Annotated in this window: 13 protein-coding genes; 1 reads left to right on the plus strand and 12 read right to left on the minus strand. The window is 59.7% G+C overall.

What is annotated here, in order from left to right:
* Window positions 1-569 precede the first annotated feature (569 nt).
* The 5 genes from AC3B5A_RS03785 to AC3B5A_RS03805 are packed head-to-tail and all read right to left on the minus strand — an operon-like array spanning window position 570 to window position 6240.
* Window positions 570-1148 carry a thiamine phosphate synthase gene (locus tag AC3B5A_RS03785; RefSeq protein ID WP_489799011.1) on the minus strand — a complete coding sequence of 193 codons (579 nt, stop codon included), beginning with the start codon at window positions 1146-1148 and terminating at the stop codon, window positions 570-572.
* Window positions 1138-2325: a HipA domain-containing protein gene (locus tag AC3B5A_RS03790; RefSeq protein ID WP_489799013.1), complete on the minus strand. Its 1188-nt coding sequence runs from the start codon at window positions 2323-2325 to the stop codon at window positions 1138-1140. Before AC3B5A_RS03790 ends, AC3B5A_RS03785 begins: the two co-directional genes overlap by 11 nt.
* 41 nt (window positions 2326-2366) lie before the next feature.
* Window positions 2367-3509: a PfkB family carbohydrate kinase gene (locus AC3B5A_RS03795; RefSeq protein ID WP_489799015.1), complete on the minus strand. Its 1143-nt coding sequence runs from the start codon at window positions 3507-3509 to the stop codon at window positions 2367-2369.
* Complete coding sequence (locus AC3B5A_RS03800; RefSeq protein WP_489760390.1) at window positions 3509-5071, minus strand: purine-cytosine permease family protein; 1563 nt, start codon at window positions 5069-5071, stop codon at window positions 3509-3511. Before AC3B5A_RS03800 ends, AC3B5A_RS03795 begins: the two co-directional genes overlap by 1 nt.
* A gap of 5 nt (window positions 5072-5076) precedes the next feature.
* The gene (locus AC3B5A_RS03805; RefSeq protein WP_489760389.1) at window positions 5077-6240 is read right to left on the minus strand and encodes an ADP-ribosylglycohydrolase family protein; all 1164 of its coding nucleotides are present in this window, start codon (window positions 6238-6240) and stop codon (window positions 5077-5079) included.
* Window positions 6241-6677: 437 nt separating this feature from the next.
* Here AC3B5A_RS03805 and nrdF point away from each other — a divergent pair, with 437 nt between their 5' ends.
* Window positions 6678-7673 (plus strand): class 1b ribonucleoside-diphosphate reductase subunit beta, encoded by a 996-nt coding sequence (gene nrdF, locus AC3B5A_RS03810; RefSeq protein ID WP_489760403.1) that lies wholly within the window; start codon window positions 6678-6680, stop codon window positions 7671-7673.
* A 235-nt stretch (window positions 7674-7908) separates the two neighbouring features.
* On the opposite strand, the gene AC3B5A_RS03815 is transcribed toward nrdF, so the two are convergent.
* The 7 genes from AC3B5A_RS03815 to argS all read right to left on the minus strand — a co-directional run bounded on the left by AC3B5A_RS03815 (window position 7909) and on the right by argS (window position 17693).
* Window positions 7909-8565 carry a hypothetical protein gene (locus AC3B5A_RS03815; RefSeq protein ID WP_489760388.1) on the minus strand — a complete coding sequence of 219 codons (657 nt, stop codon included), beginning with the start codon at window positions 8563-8565 and terminating at the stop codon, window positions 7909-7911.
* Window positions 8558-9778 carry a succinyl-diaminopimelate desuccinylase gene (gene dapE, locus AC3B5A_RS03820; RefSeq protein ID WP_489799017.1) on the minus strand — a complete coding sequence of 407 codons (1221 nt, stop codon included), beginning with the start codon at window positions 9776-9778 and terminating at the stop codon, window positions 8558-8560. The genes AC3B5A_RS03815 and dapE overlap by 8 nt, the downstream gene beginning before the upstream one ends.
* A gap of 60 nt (window positions 9779-9838) precedes the next feature.
* Window positions 9839-11395 carry a Maf family protein gene (locus tag AC3B5A_RS03825; protein ID WP_489799019.1) on the minus strand — a complete coding sequence of 519 codons (1557 nt, stop codon included), beginning with the start codon at window positions 11393-11395 and terminating at the stop codon, window positions 9839-9841.
* Window positions 11396-11472: 77 nt separating this feature from the next.
* Window positions 11473-12438, minus strand: coding sequence for a homoserine kinase (gene thrB, locus AC3B5A_RS03830; protein ID WP_489799021.1), 966 nt, complete (start codon window positions 12436-12438; stop codon window positions 11473-11475).
* Between the two features lie 27 nt (window positions 12439-12465).
* On the minus strand, window positions 12466-13833 hold the full coding sequence (locus AC3B5A_RS03835; RefSeq protein WP_489760384.1) for a homoserine dehydrogenase: 1368 nt from the start codon (window positions 13831-13833) through the stop codon (window positions 12466-12468).
* Between the two features lie 110 nt (window positions 13834-13943).
* Complete coding sequence (locus tag AC3B5A_RS03840; protein ID WP_489799023.1) at window positions 13944-15671, minus strand: diaminopimelate decarboxylase family protein; 1728 nt, start codon at window positions 15669-15671, stop codon at window positions 13944-13946.
* 216 nt (window positions 15672-15887) lie between these two features.
* On the minus strand, window positions 15888-17693 hold the full coding sequence (argS, locus tag AC3B5A_RS03845) for an arginine--tRNA ligase (protein WP_489799025.1): 1806 nt from the start codon (window positions 17691-17693) through the stop codon (window positions 15888-15890).
* Window positions 17694-17857 lie beyond the last annotated feature (164 nt).

A 17857-nucleotide genomic window follows, 5' to 3' on the forward strand; every position in this document is an offset into this window, starting at 1 on the left:
CTCGGGGCAGTATCATGCGTACATCCCACCGCGATGGCGAAACCGTCACAATTTTGGGCATTGACACAAATATCGACAGGAAATAGCCGGTTTCTGCCGATATTTGCGCCACACAACAACTTGCAATCAATCATCACACTTGGCGCTCAACAAGGCATCGCTGCCCTACCTGCAACGTTGAATGCATTGAATGCGACCATTGGTTACCCACTGGCACCACGCTTACGGTGGATTCATCCTCACCACCATGATGCACGCCACACAACCGACACCAAAACACCCTCAGCAATGGAATCGCCATCACGCACTCTACTTACGCAACACAACCGACGCTCACGTTCAATAAGCGACGGTTCTGTTGCGTTAATCGCCAGCTTGCTGTTACCTTAATGAGCTATGTAACAATCACGATGCACACGAATCAACACCACTGTTGTTTTTTCCTATTCGCGATTGGATCACACCGCACAACCCCCAGCAATCGTAATTCGGCCGCGCATTCAGTAGACAACTCGACAACGTGTGCCTAACTTGATGAGACTGCCAACAATCGTCACCCAACCTCACCGTCAGCAGACGACAGGCACACGGCTCAGCTTGCGTAGAGCGGATATATGAGATTCACTCAGACCAGCAGCCACACCCGTTTCAATCACCAAATAGTCCACACACCCATCAGGCAGTGCGTTGGCAGCCTCCACGTCGGCCTCATCAGCAACCGCAAGCCCTACGATGGCTTCGCCCCCAAGCAAAGCGCGCACTTGCACCGAAGGCAAATCCTCGTTCCCAAGCTGCACACCGTCCACTTTGATGCCCATACGCCGGCACACCCATGCCACATCCACGTAACCTTCCAGCAACAACGGCACTGCACGGCGCACGCCGGCGTTCGCCATAGCCACCGCCACTGCAGCGGCAAGCGCGGTGACCGTGCGAGCGCTCTCCTGCTGCGCTTCCACACGAATGAGCGTCGCGCCTGCTGTGAGCGCAGAACCTACCACCGTTGCCGCAGGCCGCTGCTTCAGGTCGTGCGCGCTCAGCGTCACGCACCGAGCAAAATCGATCTTCCCCCGCATCGAGGCGTAGGGAAAGTTCGGGCTGATAGGAATGTGGGTCATGCTCTCAGGCACGGTGGAATCAAGCTGCATGGCCGCTCCCTTCACTCTCATTCTGGACTGCAATCGCAACAGCCACACGGTCAGCGAGCGCCTGGCTCATGGCTCGAGCGCGATCGTCCGTCAGCCCGACTGCACTGCGCAACCGCTCCACCACGGCATCGGGCCAGCTCAGCAAGCCTGTCAAATCGTATCTGCCCCAAGTTTCGATCAGCTGCAACTGCCGTCTTGCCGAGGGTTTGGTACTGCTCATATAAAACGGCTTGGCAGCATAGTCGCGCTTGTCCACATGCAACTCGTCGACCCACAGCGACGCACCGGTATCGTAGATTGGGGCGGGCCACACCTGCAACGTTTCTACATTGCGGATAAGCCCAAAATTGTTATAATGCCGGTCAGTATTGCGCATCAGCCAGTCCACTAGCAGCCAGTCGTCCGTAGCTTCCAGCACATCTTGACGTGCTGCGCCGAACCGCTCGCCCGCAACCAGCCACTGCTCTTTGGAGCCCATCTCGTTACTGGCTTTTACGGATTCCAACACTTGCCATGCAGACACCAGTTCTTCGTCACCGCTCACCATGCACTCGCACAGCGACACTAGATGGTTGTGTTCTTCGCCGAGCTTGTAGAGCACGGCAGAGATGCCGAGCCGTTCGCACAGTTCACTGGCAATCACCTCGTTTACTGGCTCTTGCAGTGCACGCCCACCTTTAACCAACATTCTCTTGCCATCGGCACGCACCGTCCAACGCTTCGGCAGATCGCCGCCGGTCGAAGCGTCCGGTACGTCAAAACTGACATGCGGTGAGGACGTGAACGACGTGAGCAACGTCAGCCCTAGCTCCTCGGAGAACGGGTTGTCGAAGAAGTTCACGTCTTCCCAGCGTTCGGTACCATCGACAGGTTTGACCCAATATTGGTCGGACAGACTCAAGCCGCGAGATTGGTTGAGGAGGTCTTTGGTTGAAGCCAAGCCGAGGCTTTGCAGCACTGGAGCAATGCCATCACGGGTCTGCGGAATGGCTCTGCCGGACCACCAGGAGTCGATTCGGCCGGCGTGCACGGCGACGGTGCCGTGCCGTTTGAATTCCAGCGGCAAGCGTCTCTCATCGAGCACCTGGCCTTGCCCGACCGCCTTGGCTTGGGAGGGGTCATACTCGAATTCAAGCACCGGACGCGTGCGGCACATGATGACTCTGCGTTCGTTCACTCTCTCCCCCCTTCAACTCGCCGGCAAACACAACGCCAGGCTCACTGTTGCGCGTTGTGGTAGCACTCTAGCAACCGCGCTCTGCTGGGGCAAGTGGCCGGGCCGCGCTGACATACCGACAGTGCGGCCGCGCAGTTGGCCAAGCGCACCGCTTCGAGCATGGGTCGGCCTTCCAACAGCATGGCGCACAGCACGCCGGCGTGCGCGTCTCCGGCTCCGTTGGTGTCGAGCGCGGTGACACGGTACGCGGGGATATGCACTGCGGTGCCGGCATTGAGGCCGCTACTGGCGTCGCCATGTCGCTCCTCGTCAGCAACGCTCTGTGAGGCGCTACCTGCAACACCAGCAGCGCCAGTTTCGGCAGCTTCTACAGACTCACCAAGTGCGCGACCATCGCACACCCAGGCTCCTTGAGCACCCACGCGCACTATCACCCAGCTGCCCAGATACTGTGCCAGCTCCTCGCAACGCTGAGCGTCGACGTTCGTCTTACGCGTGCCGCCGCTCGCCCGATGCGCTTCGCCACCGCTATCACTGCTGCAGTCGCCCGCCTGCCGCTCACAGTCAAGTCCGAAGCGTTCGCACAATATGCCAGCCTCACGCTCGTTCACCGACCAAATTGGGTGCAGCGAACGCATGGTTTCCAAGTCGTCGAGCGCTATGTCGGAGACAACCGGACTGGGATCAAACAACGCAGTAAATCCAGCATGCTCACGATACTTGCGTACGAATCGTCTGATGGCTTCCGCATTGGCGGCATGCACCAACGAATATCCGGTCAGGTACACCACACTACCGGGCTCAATCGCCAACTGTTCGTAAGTGTCAACCGGCACCATGGTCTCAGCGCCTCGCGTGGAAACGAACGTGCGTTCGCCGTCCGATTCGGTCATGGCCACACTGATACCTGTGTCCTGCCCGGTGACGACCGCACCGGTACAAGGCACGTCGATGTCGCGCAATGCTCGAGCGGCTATGTCTGCCATAGCCCCTTGCCCCAACGCTCCGGCATAGGCGGCAGGGGCACCCATCTGCCGTGCCGCGTAGAGCACGTTGAATCCGCCGCCCGCACTCAGGGTCTGACTGTCGGCAAAGCAGTCGCCACCGCGCTCCGGCATGTGATCAATGGCCAGCGCCATATCAACGCACACCTGCCCCAAATGCACGATCGACGGCTGTGCCATCAGGCGCGCTCCTCACCGGTAACGCTGTTGCCGTTTGAGGAGACAGCACCGCTTCTGCCACTGCCATCGATCAAGCCCCACAGCCAGTACATCACTCCGGAAAGCAGCAGCGAGACCAGCCACGCCAAGCCGTTCTTACCGACGACCGTGTCCGCCCAAGGACCAGAGAACCAAACTTCGCTGTCCGAAACCTGCGCGGTAACGAACAGGAATCCGACTACCAAACCGACCAGCCAGCTGCACACCGCACGCACGTTCATACCATGCCAATACCAGTACTTGGAGCGTGAACTCAGGTCAAGCAACGAATCCGGGTCGTAGGTACGGCGCGAAATCATATCGACCAAGAACACTCCTGCCCACGCGGTGAGCGGTTCGGCAAGCAGTGAGATAAAGGTGACGAACGGACCGTAGAAATCGTCGGCACCGAGCATAAAGTACATGGCGGCAAGCGTGGTGACCACGATGTCCAGCGAGACAGCAGCCACTCGAGGCACACGCACACCGAGCGTAATGGTGGTCAGTCCTGCGGAATAGACCGAAAGATTGTTGGACATGAGCAGCCCGGCAAACGCGGCGATCAAGTACGGCACCGACACCCATACCGGCAGTGCCGTGCGTACGGCGGCCACCGGATCAGCCGCTGATGCCAAACCAGATCCGCCAGCGGTGAGCACCGACCCCACGCCGATGACCAGAACCAGGGGTATACCGGCACCTGCCGCCGCCGAAAGAATCAGCGAACCGGCCTTGACATGCGTTTTCTGATAGCGGGCCATGTCCGCCCCCGAATTGACCCAGCCGATGCCGGTGCCCGAGGCGATGGTACCGATGCCGACGATGAACGCGCTCATCGGGCCGGGTTTGGCGGAGAACAGGCCGGACCAATCCACAGTAGTGACAAGGTAGAGCGCCACCAGCAGCGTCAGACCGCCAAAAATCCACGTGGCCCACTTCTGCACCGTGGCGATAAACGCGTGCCCAGCTACCGAGATGACAGCGGTAAGCGCCACGAACACGGCCACACAAGCGAAGGTAAGCCACGGATTGTCACGGTAACCCGCAGGCACACCGAAAGCAATGACACACAAAGACAGGAGCGCGGAAGCACCGGTGATGGTGTTCACGCTCTCCCAGCCCAAGCGGGAAAGCAATGACACCAGCGTGGGACCCACGTTGCCGCGCACGCCAAACGCAGCACGGGACAAGGTGAGAGAGGGCGCACCGCCGCGCCTGCCGGCCACCGAGACCACGCCCACCAGCGCGAAGGAACCGAACGAGCCGAGCGCTGTGGCAAGCAGCGCCTGCCATACGTTCAGCCCCAACGCAATCAACGTGGCACCAAGGGGAATACCCAGAATGGAGATGTTGGCGGCAAACCACACCCAGAACAGCTCTCCAGGGCCGCCGTTGCGCTGATCTTCAGGAACCGGTTCGATCCCGCGCTGCTCAACATGGGAGAGCAAACTACCGGACTGCTTCACCCCAGTAGCTGAGCCCGTACCGGCACCCACCTCTCCTGATTGCACACCATTCGATTCATGAGTCGCCAGTACGGCCATAATTCTCACACCTTCCACTCACCGCGGCGTATATCCACCAGCGAGGCGGCCACCGCTTCAAGATTCAATTGCGAAACACGTTCCACTGTACTCGTCAGATCCAACGGGAATGCATCAGCGCCCGCCGCCGCACCGAGCATGGCACCGGCGATGGAAGCGATGGTGTCGGTGTCCCCACCGATATTCGCCGCCCCCAACAGTGCTTTCAGCGGTTCGTCCGCGTACCGCCATGCCAGAGCGAAACTGACCGCCACCGACTCGTCGGCTTCCACCGACGTGCCGAAGTTCTCTCGCAACACCTCAATGAAAGCCCTGTCAAGCGACCGGTGTTCCTCTAATTCCAGCTCTCGCGTGACTTGCGTGTCCGCTATCTCGCCCAGCTGTTCGGCGTGCAGATTGAACGCGTCCGCCGATATCTCACTGTCTGCAACGGCACGGGCCAAACGTATTCCCTGCCGCGCCTTGGAGACCACATTGGCCTTGGGACTCCATGCACCGCGCATCGCCGTACTCTCAGCGATCGAGAGCGCCTGCTCCAGCGCGATACGAACCGGCAGCCCGGCCACGCCAAGGCTCACAGCAGCCGCCACCAGCAGAGCGGAAAGGAAACCGGTCTCAGTATTGTGGGTCACTCGGCACGATTCATACACATAATCGGCAAATTCCGGATTCGTGCGAGTCGCACTCGAAACACCCTCCGTCAGCAGCACTGCACTATGAGCGATGCCGACCGGCGCCACGCGCATGGCCGCCCCGTTGGTGGTGCCGGTACGCCCCGTAGTGGTGATGTCAGCACCCGCACGCACCTGTTCCAACGCAAGTTTCGTCGAGGGTCCCAGCAAATCGTGCGATCCGCGAGCTTTCATGCCATCTTCCCAGACCAACAGCCTCTGCGCCAACAGGTACGGGTCAATATGGCCATGCCCTTGCGCTATAAGCGATGCTATCAGCAGCGCCTGTTCGGTATCGTCGGTCACATGACCCGCCGGCATCCCAGGCGCAATAGGCTGAGTGCTTGAAGCGTCCATCAGACCAGTCACCGTGCCGTACGTATGGTAGATCTGCGTGACGCTCATACTCTGCGTGGGCATACCCAGCGCATCTCCAAGCGCTAGGCCCCGCAATGCACCAAGCGCATGATTAATCTGTGTTTTCTTCACCTTCTCCACACATCTAACTATATGCCGCACCCCATATGCGGCACGCTACGCGCCTTTATCTCGACCGGGTAAATTTACATGTTCGTAAATTTTATAGATCACTCTCCTGGCACCTCGTCATACAGTCAAGTTCGGGCGCTCCCACTGACCACCACCCCTCACATTTTTGTTCTTTTCGTCACGTTTTATGCGCCTCGTCAAATCCCATAACCTCAGGGCTACCGTCCTCAATGCGCATTGCTTCGCGGTTTTTCCGCCCGGAAAACACCGTTTTCCACCCCGCCAGCGTCTACTCGATACGGTAGATTGAGCTTCATTGAATACCCCTGTTCGTTAAGGGGTTCGCGCGCCCGCCCGGCCGCCACGAGCGACGTTCCGGCGCGTTTCAACGCTATAGACACGGAGGAAACATGGCAGAAGAGGTCAAGCTCGCCGACGACAAAATGATGGCTGAGTCCATCACCCCGCCTGAGTTCAAGGACAACCCCAACGGGCGCATCCGCCCCGTGAACTGGAACAACATCCAGGACGACAAGGACCTCGAGGTGTGGAACCGTCTCATCGCCAACTTCTGGCTGCCTGAGAAGGTGCCGCTGAGCAACGACATCCCTTCCTGGAACAGCCTCACCGAGCACGAGCGCGTCACCACCGTGCGTGTGTTCACCGGCCTGACCACGCTCGACACCGCGCAGGCCACCGTGGGCGAACTGGTGCAGATTCCGAACGCCATCACCGAGCACGAGCAGGCCATCTACACCAACATCGCCTTCATGCAGAGCGTGCACGCGCGGTCGTATTCCTCCATCTTCTCCACGTTCTGCTCCTCCGAGCAGATCGACGAGGCCTACCGCTGGGCTGTGGGCAACGACCTGGTGCAGGAGCGCGTGCGCATCGTCATGGCGCAGTACCAAAGCGACGATCCGCTGAAGCGCAAGATCGCCGCCGTAATGCTCTCCTCGCTGCTGCTGTACGCAGGCTTCTACCTGCCGCTGCACTTCTCCAGCCGCGCCAAGCTGATGAACACCGCCGATATGATTCGCCTCATCCTGCGCGACAAGGCCATCCACGGCTACTACTCGGGCTACAAGTACCAGAAGCACCTGGAACTGCGCACCGAAGCCGACAAGGCGATGCTCAAGCAGTACACCGACGACCTGCTCGAGCAGCTCTACGACCTGGAAGTCAAGTACTCCGCACAGGTGTATGAGGGCTTCGACTTCATCGACGACGTGCAGGCATTCGTGCGCTACAACGCCAACAAGACGCTCATGAACCTGGGCTATGAGGCCAAGTTCTCCGCCGCCGAGACCAAGGTGAGCCCCGAGATCATCGCCGCGCTCTCCCCCTCGGCCGACGAGAACCACGACTTCTTCTCCGGCTCCGGCTCATCCTACGTCATCGGCAACGCGGAAGCCACCGACGACGACGATTGGGATTTCTAAGCATCGCAAGGTAATCTTCAGATAGCAAAGACCCCGGGACGAACGCAGCGTGCGCCGCCCGGGGTCTTTTCGTCTTTGAAGGCTTGCAGTACCGCCACAGTCGTGCATATTGCAAAGCGCGACTCTCATGTGCTTTCCCGGCCAGATGCCTGCAATCCTGCCTTCGCAGATATCTTATTGAGACCAAGCAAGTCGAAACCAGGCAAGAGCTTCATAGTCTCAGCCGCTGCACGCGCTATAGCACGCTGCTACCGTAAAACTCGTCGGTTCCCAATCCCTTGCACGTCAGGCACAGCTGGCCATTGGTCCATATCACCACATCGTGTTTCTTGTATGTCTGCTGGTTTTGCGCCGTACCGCCACCATCAACGGTGTTTTCCAAGTCTCGTGGGGCTATTTCTCGGCGTTCGGCAGCCTTTGGCGAGACACTGGTCACCATAGTGCCTAATTGACGCCCATCAGTATCGGTCACATGTTCTTCACGTGTCTGTTCAGCATCTAAATCCTGCTGCTTGAGCTGAACCAACATCCGCTGCGCTTCGTCGCTGCTGCCGAACTCAGTGACCGTAACATCAACAGCACTGTTGGCGCTGCCACCCTGATATCGTCCTTGGTACGTATGTGGTGCAGCATTGCCGGCTTCAACGTCAAGCGTCGTGTACACATCAGATATATTGTGCATCACCTGTGCCACATCCTCGTGAGCGCTCACCGCGCGGCGTGCCCTGACGGTGAGGAGCGGTGTCTCGGGCGTGGCATCGGGTTGCTGAACCGGTTGTTTGCTGCACAGAATTCCCAATACAACCAAAGTGCACAACAGCAGGCACAGTGCGCCACTCGCGGCAATCGCAAGCGTGCGCACTGTGCCTTTACTTCTGGCACCCTCAGTCATCGAACAGCCATTCGCTCAGGATGCTGGCCATGGTTTCCAGTTCGCTAGCCGGTAGCTGCTCGTCAGCCTTGTGCGCCAACAGCGCACTGCCGGCACCCAGGTTGACGGCAGGGACACCGAGCGCGGAGAATCGCGCCACGTCCGTCCATCCCAGCTTGGCTTGGGGGTCGCGTCCGGTGCGCCGCTTGACCAACGCGGCCAGCGAGCGCGACAGCGGCGCATCCATGCCCGGGCGCGCGGCAGGAGACTCGTCCTTCATCTCGATGCCGAACCCGGCGAACATGCCTCCCTGCGCCACGCGTTCTCCGCCTCCCAGAACCGGCTGGTCGGCAGCGGAACCGCCCATCATGAGCGCTTTGGCCTCCTCCAAGGTCTTGTCGGGCGCGAAACGGTAGTTGACATGCACCCGGCATTCGTCGGGGATCACATTGGTGCCGGTGCCGCCGGAGATGAGCGTGGCATTCACCCCTTCGCGGTAGGTCAGGCCGTCCACTTCCACATCTTCCGGCTCGTAGGATTCCAGCCGGTTGAGGATTTCAGCCGCGGCATGAATGGCGTTGCTACCCATCCATGCGCGAGCCGAATGCGCGGCAACACCGTGGCTCACCACGTCGAAGCGCATGGTGCCGTTGCACCCGCCTTCGATGCCGCAGTCGGTCGGCTCGCCGATGATGGCGAAATCGCCGGCCAACAGTTCCGGCCGCTCCTCGGCCACACGGCGCAACCCGTTGAGTTCGGCGGCCACCTCCTCATGGTCATAGAACACGAACGTCAAATCGTAGCGCAACTGCGCAGGATCGAACGAGGCAGCACCCACCTGGGCTGCCAGATACAGCATCACCGCGTCAGAGGCCTTCATGTCGGTGGCTCCCCTGCCCCACATCACCTGCTCCCCTGGATGGCTCGCTGCCACGTCCTCGCGAACGCGCGGGTCGTCCGGCTCAAGCCAAAGCGGAGGGAAGTTGTCGATGACCGGTACCGTGTCGAGATGCCCGGCGAGCACCACGCGTTGCGCTTTACCGAACATGGTGAGAGCCACCACCGTGTCTGACAAGCGGTGCACTTCCAATTGCGCATACGATTTCAGGAACCGTTCCACCTCGTCAGCCAGTTCGGTTTCGCTGCCGCTGACGGAATAGACGCCCATCAGCGCTTCGAACAGCCCCACCAACGCGTGCGGCCGAGCGACGTTCTTATCGATGTTCAAGTTCATGGTTCGGCCCCGTTTCGAATAGTTCGTTGCTAAGATTCATGATTCGGTTGTACCGGTAATCTACCTTGAGCCGAGTTGTTCCAACCGTTCGGCAAACCCAGGCCAGTCCACGCGTAGTGCGGTAAGCAGTTTCAAATCGCCCACCTTGCTCACGGGCACCCATTCGATGGTCAGGCTTTCGTTGTCGTTGGCGCGCGGTTCCACACGATGCCCCGGCTTTTCGAAAGCGAACACCGTAGTGTAGGACCACGGCCCGTGATCCTCGCGGTGAGTGCCGACCACTTCAACATCGTCGGGCGTGATATTCGCCTCCTCATACGCTTCGCGCAGCGCACCTTCGATAGGATTCTCACCCACCGCCATCGCGCCTCCCGGCACGCCCCATGTACCGCCTTCCGCACTCCAGACGGCACGATGCTGCATAACCACATCAGTGACATGCCCCTGCTCATCACGGCGAGCCAGCAGTACTCCGGCAGCGCCGTTCAGCCCCCAGTGCCGTCTGCCGCATGCGCAATCCACCCAGCCATCCCCCGGCTGACGAATCGTGCCTTGCGGTGCCTTGGGCGTTGCGGCAGCGACAGCAGGATTGGGCTCGACCGCACTGCGGGCATCGGCACCGAGGGCTTCTTCGGTATTCCACAAATCGGTCCATGCGAATCCCAGCGAGCTCACCATACGACGCAACAGCGGCAGGCTCAGTCCCAACACCCCACTCGGGTCTCCGTCCACACTCTCGATGAACGCTCCGCCCAGTCCCTCCAGTGTGAAGCACCCAGCCACTTCCAGCGGTTCTCCCGAAGCGATGTATGCCTCAATCTCTGCGTCCGTAAAGTCAGCAAAGGTCACTGTGGCATGGCTGGCGGCACGTTCCTGCCGCCCAGAGGCCAAATCAATAACGCAATGCCCGGTCCACAGCTCGCCACTCTTGCCGCGCATGGCACGCAAACGTTCCCTTGCCACTTCAGGCGTATGCGGTTTGCCGAACGCCTCACCATCGAACAGGAACATCGAATCGCAACCTACGATGAGCACCTTGGCATCCGCCCCGGCAAATCCTGGATCCCGCGATACAACAAGTTCCAGCGGCTCGCTGATGTGAGGGATATCCAAACCCGAAAAGTCACGGGTCAGCGTGGGGTCGCTGGCTCGCTGCTCATCTGCAGCACGCTCATCGGCCGAGCGTTCCACTGTATGGCGTGAAACAAGCACGGCACCGGTGCCTTCATCCACTGGGGCATCATCACCACTCTCACCGCCGTCGCAACCCTCGCAGCTCTCCCGCAGATCGCACTGCGCTTGCAAATCGCCCTGCATCTGCGCATCATTCCGCGCTTGCAACGGGAAGGCGGTAACCTGCTCTCCGCTTGCCTGCAATGTCGTCTCCGCAACCAGACGGTAAGCGTCATATACCTTCTGCGCCTTGGCTTGAGCCAGAATCATCACTCGCTCTTCAGCACTCAACGATTCCACCGTGCGCCCTTGCACAACAGCTTCATGTTCCAGCGCGGCCGGCTCATCCACGCGCGAGACACTCACCGTCGGATTCACCCCCGCAGCACGCAGCACATTGCGCCGAGATGGCGACTTCGAAGCCAAAATCACAGAAACAGTCATAACGCTCCCCATTCACGCGCCGCACGACGCAACACTTATCTCCATGCTACCGCACCGCACTTGGAAACGCACTCGGATTATTGCGACTGCACCACAACGCCGGAAACATTGACGGGCAAGTGCAACACACGCCAATGGCCACTGCCCAGCTGAGCCGAGGCAGCACGATCAATCGCTTCGTCTTCGTCACCGTAATCCAGCACCAACACACACGGCCCAGCACCGGAGACTGAAGCCGCAAAGCCTTGGACGCGCAACCGTTCGATGAGTTCCCACGAAGCCGGCATCAGTGTTTTGCGGTACGGTTGATGGAGCCTGTCTTGCGTTGCTTCAAACAGCAAGTCCTTCCCCACAAGCCCTGAAGGCGCGTTAAGCGCCGCGGGGAGCAGAGAGGCACGGGAAACGTTGTATATTGCGTCTCCGTAAGGCACTTCAGCCGGCAACGCCTGGCGCGCCATCTCGGTAGACAGTTCAACGTCGGGGATAAACACCGCCGCTCGCAACGCCTCGGCCACCGGGTAGGTCACCGTGCCAAAACCACCGTCACGCTTCCAAGAGACAGTAAGACCGCCAAACACCGCCGGAGCCACATTGTCCGGATGACCTTCGATGCTTGCCGCCACCTCGAATATGCGCATGCGGTCAAGCGGATCCTGCCCGCTGAACGCCGCAGCCGCAGCCACACCCGCCACAATCGCCTCGGCGGACGACCCCATGCCGCGAGCCTGCGGAATGCGGTTGTACGCCTCCAAAGTGAACCCGAACGTCGGTACCCCAAACTCACGAGCTGCCTGGCGGAATGCAGCAACCACCAGATGGCGTTCGTCTCTCGGCAGAGTGGCCTCGCCCTCACCGTGAATGATGACCTCTACCGAACCACCATCCGCAGCCCCGCCACTGTGGCGGGTGAACGTGAGATCGTCCCAATACTCGAGCGCCAAACCTGCCGTGTCAAAACCCGAACCAAGGTTCGCGCTGGTGGCAGGAACCCGAACCTGTACCTGGTGAATTTCCTTGCGCTGTTGCGGCTGCTGCTGGTTCATGTCCCCTCCAGACCCGTGGAACGACGGCTAGTCCATCACTCGCAGAATCGACGGCTCACCTATCACGAAGCTGAAATTACACACGTCTTCCATGCACCGGCGCAGTGTCACTTCATCACAGCGGTGCGTCACCACACGTAACGTCTGCAGCTCACCCGAATATCCGGGATTGTGCGCTGTCGGTTTCAAATCCTGGTTGATGCCGTTGATCGACACCCCGTAATCCGCGAATTTCTGGGCAATCTGCGCCAAAATTCCAGGTCGGTCGCAAATGCGGAAACGCACCGCAAACTCCGCCTTCGAAGCGTCGAGCGGCGCCTGCGGCAACGTGTGGTACAGATCGATCGCCGGCCCCCACGCCCCCTGAACGACATGCCGAGCCGCGCTCACCACGTCGCCAAGCACCGCCGAAGCCGTGGGCGCGCCACCAGCCCCAGGGCCGTAGAACATCAGATCGTCAGCGGCCTGAGCATGCACAAACGCGGCGTTGAAGCTGCCACGCACGGACGCCAGCGGATGATCCTTCGAGATCAGCGCCGGGTAGACGCGCGCAGAAACACCATCATCATCGTGCTGCGCCACGGCCAACAGCTTGACCACTTTGCCCTCTGCGGTGGCAGCGGCGATGTCGTCTGCGGTGATTTTGGTAATCCCCTCCACAGCCACGTCGTCGATGCTCACCGGTGTGTGGAATGCCAAAGATGCCACGATAGCTGCCTTGTTGGCCGCGTCTTCGCCTTCAATGTCTCCTGTGGGATCCGCCTCGGCGTAGCCTTTGGCTTGCGCATCCTGCAGCGCTACGTCGAAGTCGAGTCCCTTTGTGGTCATCTCGTCAAGAATGTAATTCGTTGTGCCGTTAAGAATGCCGAGCACTTGGGTGACGTGGTCGCCGGACAGCGACTCGCACAGTGGCCGAAGCAGAGGAATAGCACCGCCCACTGCTGCTTCGAAGAACAAATCAACGTGATGGTTCGCGGCAGCCTGGTACAGTTCAGGTCCAAACTTGGCCAGCAACGCCTTGTTGGCCGTGACCACGGATTTACCGGCTTGCAAAGCGCCAAGCACCAGCGTGCGTGCGGGTTCCAATCCACCGATAAGCTCGACAACAATATCGGCGCCATCCACCACGGACTGTGTGTCTTCGGTCAAAAGTGACCGGTCAATCCAAGGTGCATCAACGGATTGGGGATTACGGCAGGCCACGCCGGACAGTTCAAGCGGACGCCCCACACGGCGTGCCAACTCATCACTCTGCTCAATCAGCAGACGTGCAGCCTGTGAACCGACCGTGCCCGCCCCCAGCAAACCGATGCGAATCGGGGTCTGGGCTTGGCCGGCTTCGGCAGCACACGCCACAGTCTCGCCGTTGTTGGGTTGTACCGCTGTTTGGACCATATGCCACCGCCTTGAACCGTTGCTTGATAGTTGCTTCCATCGTACGGAACAAATCCGACAGATGCCGTATTCGTCTCAGGCACAGCGGGATTGGCATATACCGGGCGGGCTCACCCCTGATCGAGGTCGAGCAGATCTTCGATGGTCTGGCGGCGCAGCATGACGTGTGCCCCCTCCCCGCTGACCGCAACGACCGCCGGGATGAGCGCCTGATTGTAATTGCTTGCCATGGTACGACCGTACGCGCCGGTGACCGGGACGGCGAGCACGTCGCCGCGTTTCAGGTCGCTCGGCAGCCGGCACTCGTTGACAACGATGTCTCCCGACTCGCAGTGCATGCCCACCACACGGGCCAGCATAGTTTCTGCGCCAGTGCCATTGTCTGCGCCGCTCATCACGCGAAGGCTGTCGCTCGTCTCTTCAGCAGACTGCTGCTGAACTTCCTCACGCTGTGCAACAGATGGCTTGATTGCGCTTTCGGTCTTCTCACAGCGCCCGGCCACCACCGCCGTGTAGTCCGCGCCGTATAGGGCCGGCCGAATGTTATCGCTCATACCGCCGTCCACGGAAACGTACACACGTTCTGCAATCGGTTTGCCAGCACTGTCTTTCGTACCCTCAGGCAACGCCACATGCTTGATGGCCCCCACTCGGTACAGTGTGACGCCGGCAGGTCCGGCGATCCAACGTCCCGGTTCGAAGGAGATGGCCGGCGCAGGCATGCCCAACGCCTGGTTGACCTGATTCGTAGCGCGAGCGAGCCTCCCCAGCTCCACCTCGATGTCCATCGAATCTTCGGCATCGGTGTACGCCACGGAATATCCGCCGCCAAGATCCACTTCCGGCAGGATATAGCCGTCGGTGGCGTAGAAGGTGCGGCGCAGCAGCATCATGCGCTGTCCAGCCTGAATGAAGGCATTCGCATCATGAATCTGTGAGCCGATGTGGGAATGAATGCCCACAAGTTCCAAGTCGTCACTCAGTGCGGCGATATTGTTCAGCACAGCCAACGCCGGCCCTGCCGCCACTGCTTCCATGGCGTCCATCAGTGCACGGTCAGTGCCGGAAAGAGGGGGCAGACTCGCATCGTACGGCGAATGCATGCTGTAATCCAGCGCATGCCCAAGAGTTGCCTCTTTGGAACCTGAGACGTCTGCACTCCCGGTTGTTTCAAGTCGTACCGCATCGTTGCCACAATCGCCGCCGTGCTGCGGGACTGGGTCATCCAACCGGTCAAGCACGTCGAAAATCTCCGGCCGGGCGCCTTGCGGCAGCAACGCAACACCGAACTTCTGATCCTCATGCGCTGTGGAAATGTATTCGTGGCCTCCGGCATGAATGCCACAAGTGACGCGTAGCATAACCCTGGCGCGTTTGCCGACACGACGCGCAATTGCCGCAATGCGTGCCGGCTCTCCCGGCTCATCGACCACAATCTTGTCAAATCCTTCGCGCACCGCGAGTTCAATCTCCTCGTCGGATTTATTGTTGCCGTGCAACACCAAGCGGCGCCCGGGAACCCCAGCGGCAAGGGCGATGCGCATCTCCCCCATGGAACATGTGTCGACCAGCATGCCTTCCTGAGTAACGATGCGCGCCACCTCGCGAGTCAAAAATGTTTTGGCTGCAAAACTCACGTGTGTGGTGGACGTGGGGAACGCTTGGGCTGCCGCACTCACGAATCGGTGCGCACGGGAACGCAGCTCGTCGGTATCCATAAGGTAGAGCGGGGAGCCGAACTCTTCCAGCAATGAAGCAGCGGTACGTCCGTGGAACGTAAGTTCACCGTTGTTGTCCCAAGCGGTGGCCTTCGGCCAGATAGGGCTGATTCCTGTCATATCGTTTCTCCTTGCCAACTGTTGCTGCAAACCCACCTCGCTTACCGGTCCAATCGTTCCGTGAGTACTTGCGTGGGCATCGTGGCGGTACTGCCATCCCGCAAACCGCTGAATTGCAACGTTCTTGCAAACGCACCACCATGCAATACCAGCACAAAGTACTCACGGAACACGAACCCTATTCATGTTTATGATGAGGCAGGCTTCCTGAGCGGATCACATCTTGTCTGGAGCGCTCACGCCCAGTAGGTCGAGCCCCGAGGCGATGACCTGGCGCGCGGCATCGTTGAGCTGCAAGCGAGCCGCGGCGCGAGCCGGTTCCGGATTCTTTGCCACGCGCAACGCCTCACGTTCCGCCTCATCGCGCCGTTCCTCAGGCTCGGTGAGTTCCATCGGTACCACGCGTTCCAAGTTGTACCACTTGTGGTAAGCGCCTGCGAGCGATTCCAGATAGTGTGCAATCTTGTGAGGGGCGCGCAGGTCTCCGGCTTCAGACACCGTGGCGGGCCATTGTGCGATGGCGGCCAGCAGCTCACCGTCGGCTTGTGTGTCAAGCAGCGACAGGTCAGCCTGAGCGTACCCCAGCTCACCGATGCCAGCCGCTGCGGCGTTGCGCGCCACATTGCAGCTGCGTGCGTGAGCGTACTGCACGTAGTAGACCGGGTTCTCGTTGGAATGGGAGGAAAGCAGATCCAAGTCGATGTCGACACTGGTGTTGTAGTCGGTACGTTCCAGGGAATAGCGCGACGCATCCACGCCGATGGCTCCCACAAGGTCGTCGATGGTTACGACGTTGCCGGCGCGCTTCGACATGCGCACCGCTTTGCCGTCCTTCATCACGTTGACCATCTGACCGATGAGAATCTGCATGTTCTCGCCCGGTTTGTCGCCGAATGCGTCGCACATGGCCATCATGCGGCCGATATAGCCGTGATGGTCTGCACCAAGCATGTAGATGGCCACATCCGCCGGATCCTGCGCGCGATGGCGCTTGTCCCAGTAGTAGGCGATGTCGGCGGCGAAGTAGGCGTACTCACCGTTGGATTTGAGAATGACGCGATCTTTGTCGTCACCATGCTTGGTGGACGCAAACCAGGTGGCGCCGTCCTTCTCGTAAATGTCGCCACGCTCGCGCAGATAATCAATGGCTTTCTGCGCAGCTCCGGACTCATAGACGCTGTTCTCATGGAACCATACGTCGAAGTTGACGCGGAAATCCTTCATCGACTGCTGGATTTCGGCAAACATCATGGGCACGGCACGCTTGCGGAATTCCTCGCGCTGCGCCGAATCGCCCTCACCCAGAGGTTCGCCGTCCTTGTCTGACCCGCTATCGACGCGGGGCAGCGCAAGCACATCGATACCGTCCGCTTTGCCTTCGGCAATCACGCGGTCTGCAATTTCGTTGATATAGGTACCTTTGTATCCGTCAACGGGCACCGCTTCACCGTGTGCCGCGGCCACCAAGGACTTGGCAAACCGGTTGATCTGCTCGCCGTGGTCATTGAAATAGTATTCGCGCACCACTTTGGCACCGTTGGCTCCCAATACACGAGCCATTGCGTCGCCAGTGGCTGCCCAACGCACGCCGCCGATGTGGATGGGGCCGGTAGGGTTGGCAGAGACGAATTCCAAGTTGAGGGTTTTGCCGCCCAAATGTTGGTTACGTCCGAAATTCGCACCTTGTTCCAGCACCGTGGTCACCACCGCTGCCGCAGAAGCAGAATCGAGCGTGATGTTGATGAAGCCAGGGCCCGCAACTTCCACCGAGCTGATACCGTCAGCTTTGCCGAGTTCGTCGGCAAACGCCTGCGCCAGCTCACGCGGATTCATGCCAGCCTTCTTGGCCAGCTGCATGGCTACGTTCGAAGCCCAGTCACCATGAGCACGATCTTTGGGGCGCATCACTGCCAGCTTGCTCACTTCAGGTATGAGATCATCGGTCAGGTTTCCGGCAGCACCAGAGGCCACCAGAGCATGTGCGGTGTTCGAAATCAGTTCACTTAAGGCTTCAGGATTCATTCGTCCAATTCTACTGTGGTTGGGTGACGGGATTTTACACCAGCACAACCTGCGTGCCGTGAGACAGGTCTCCTCTCACTACCAATACCGGCATTGAGGTTTGAGTTTGATTGAAAATTAGGTTCTTGCCTGTTCTTGCCTGTTCTCGCCTCATGCACGCCCAT

This window comes from Bifidobacterium sp. ESL1133, assembly GCF_058107325.1.

What these genes read in the sequence shown, in the direction of transcription:
- AC3B5A_RS03785 (WP_489799011.1), bottom strand. Translation starts at nt 1,148, where the DNA reads ATGCAGCTTGATTCCACCGTGCCTGAGAGCATGACCCACATTCCTATC.
- AC3B5A_RS03795 (WP_489799015.1), bottom strand. Translation starts at nt 3,509, where the DNA reads ATGGCACAGCCGTCGATCGTGCATTTGGGGCAGGTGTGCGTTGATATG.
- AC3B5A_RS03800 (WP_489760390.1), bottom strand. Translation starts at nt 5,071, where the DNA reads ATGGCCGTACTGGCGACTCATGAATCGAATGGTGTGCAATCAGGAGAG.
- nrdF (WP_489760403.1), top strand. Translation starts at nt 6,678, where the DNA reads ATGGCTGAGTCCATCACCCCGCCTGAGTTCAAGGACAACCCCAACGGG.
- AC3B5A_RS03815 (WP_489760388.1), bottom strand. Translation starts at nt 8,565, where the DNA reads ATGACTGAGGGTGCCAGAAGTAAAGGCACAGTGCGCACGCTTGCGATT.
- dapE (WP_489799017.1), bottom strand. Translation starts at nt 9,778, where the DNA reads ATGAACTTGAACATCGATAAGAACGTCGCTCGGCCGCACGCGTTGGTG.
- AC3B5A_RS03825 (WP_489799019.1), bottom strand. Translation starts at nt 11,395, where the DNA reads ATGACTGTTTCTGTGATTTTGGCTTCGAAGTCGCCATCTCGGCGCAAT.
- thrB (WP_489799021.1), bottom strand. Translation starts at nt 12,438, where the DNA reads ATGAACCAGCAGCAGCCGCAACAGCGCAAGGAAATTCACCAGGTACAG.
- AC3B5A_RS03835 (WP_489760384.1), bottom strand. Translation starts at nt 13,833, where the DNA reads ATGGTCCAAACAGCGGTACAACCCAACAACGGCGAGACTGTGGCGTGT.
- AC3B5A_RS03840 (WP_489799023.1), bottom strand. Translation starts at nt 15,671, where the DNA reads ATGACAGGAATCAGCCCTATCTGGCCGAAGGCCACCGCTTGGGACAAC.
- argS (WP_489799025.1), bottom strand. Translation starts at nt 17,693, where the DNA reads ATGAATCCTGAAGCCTTAAGTGAACTGATTTCGAACACCGCACATGCT.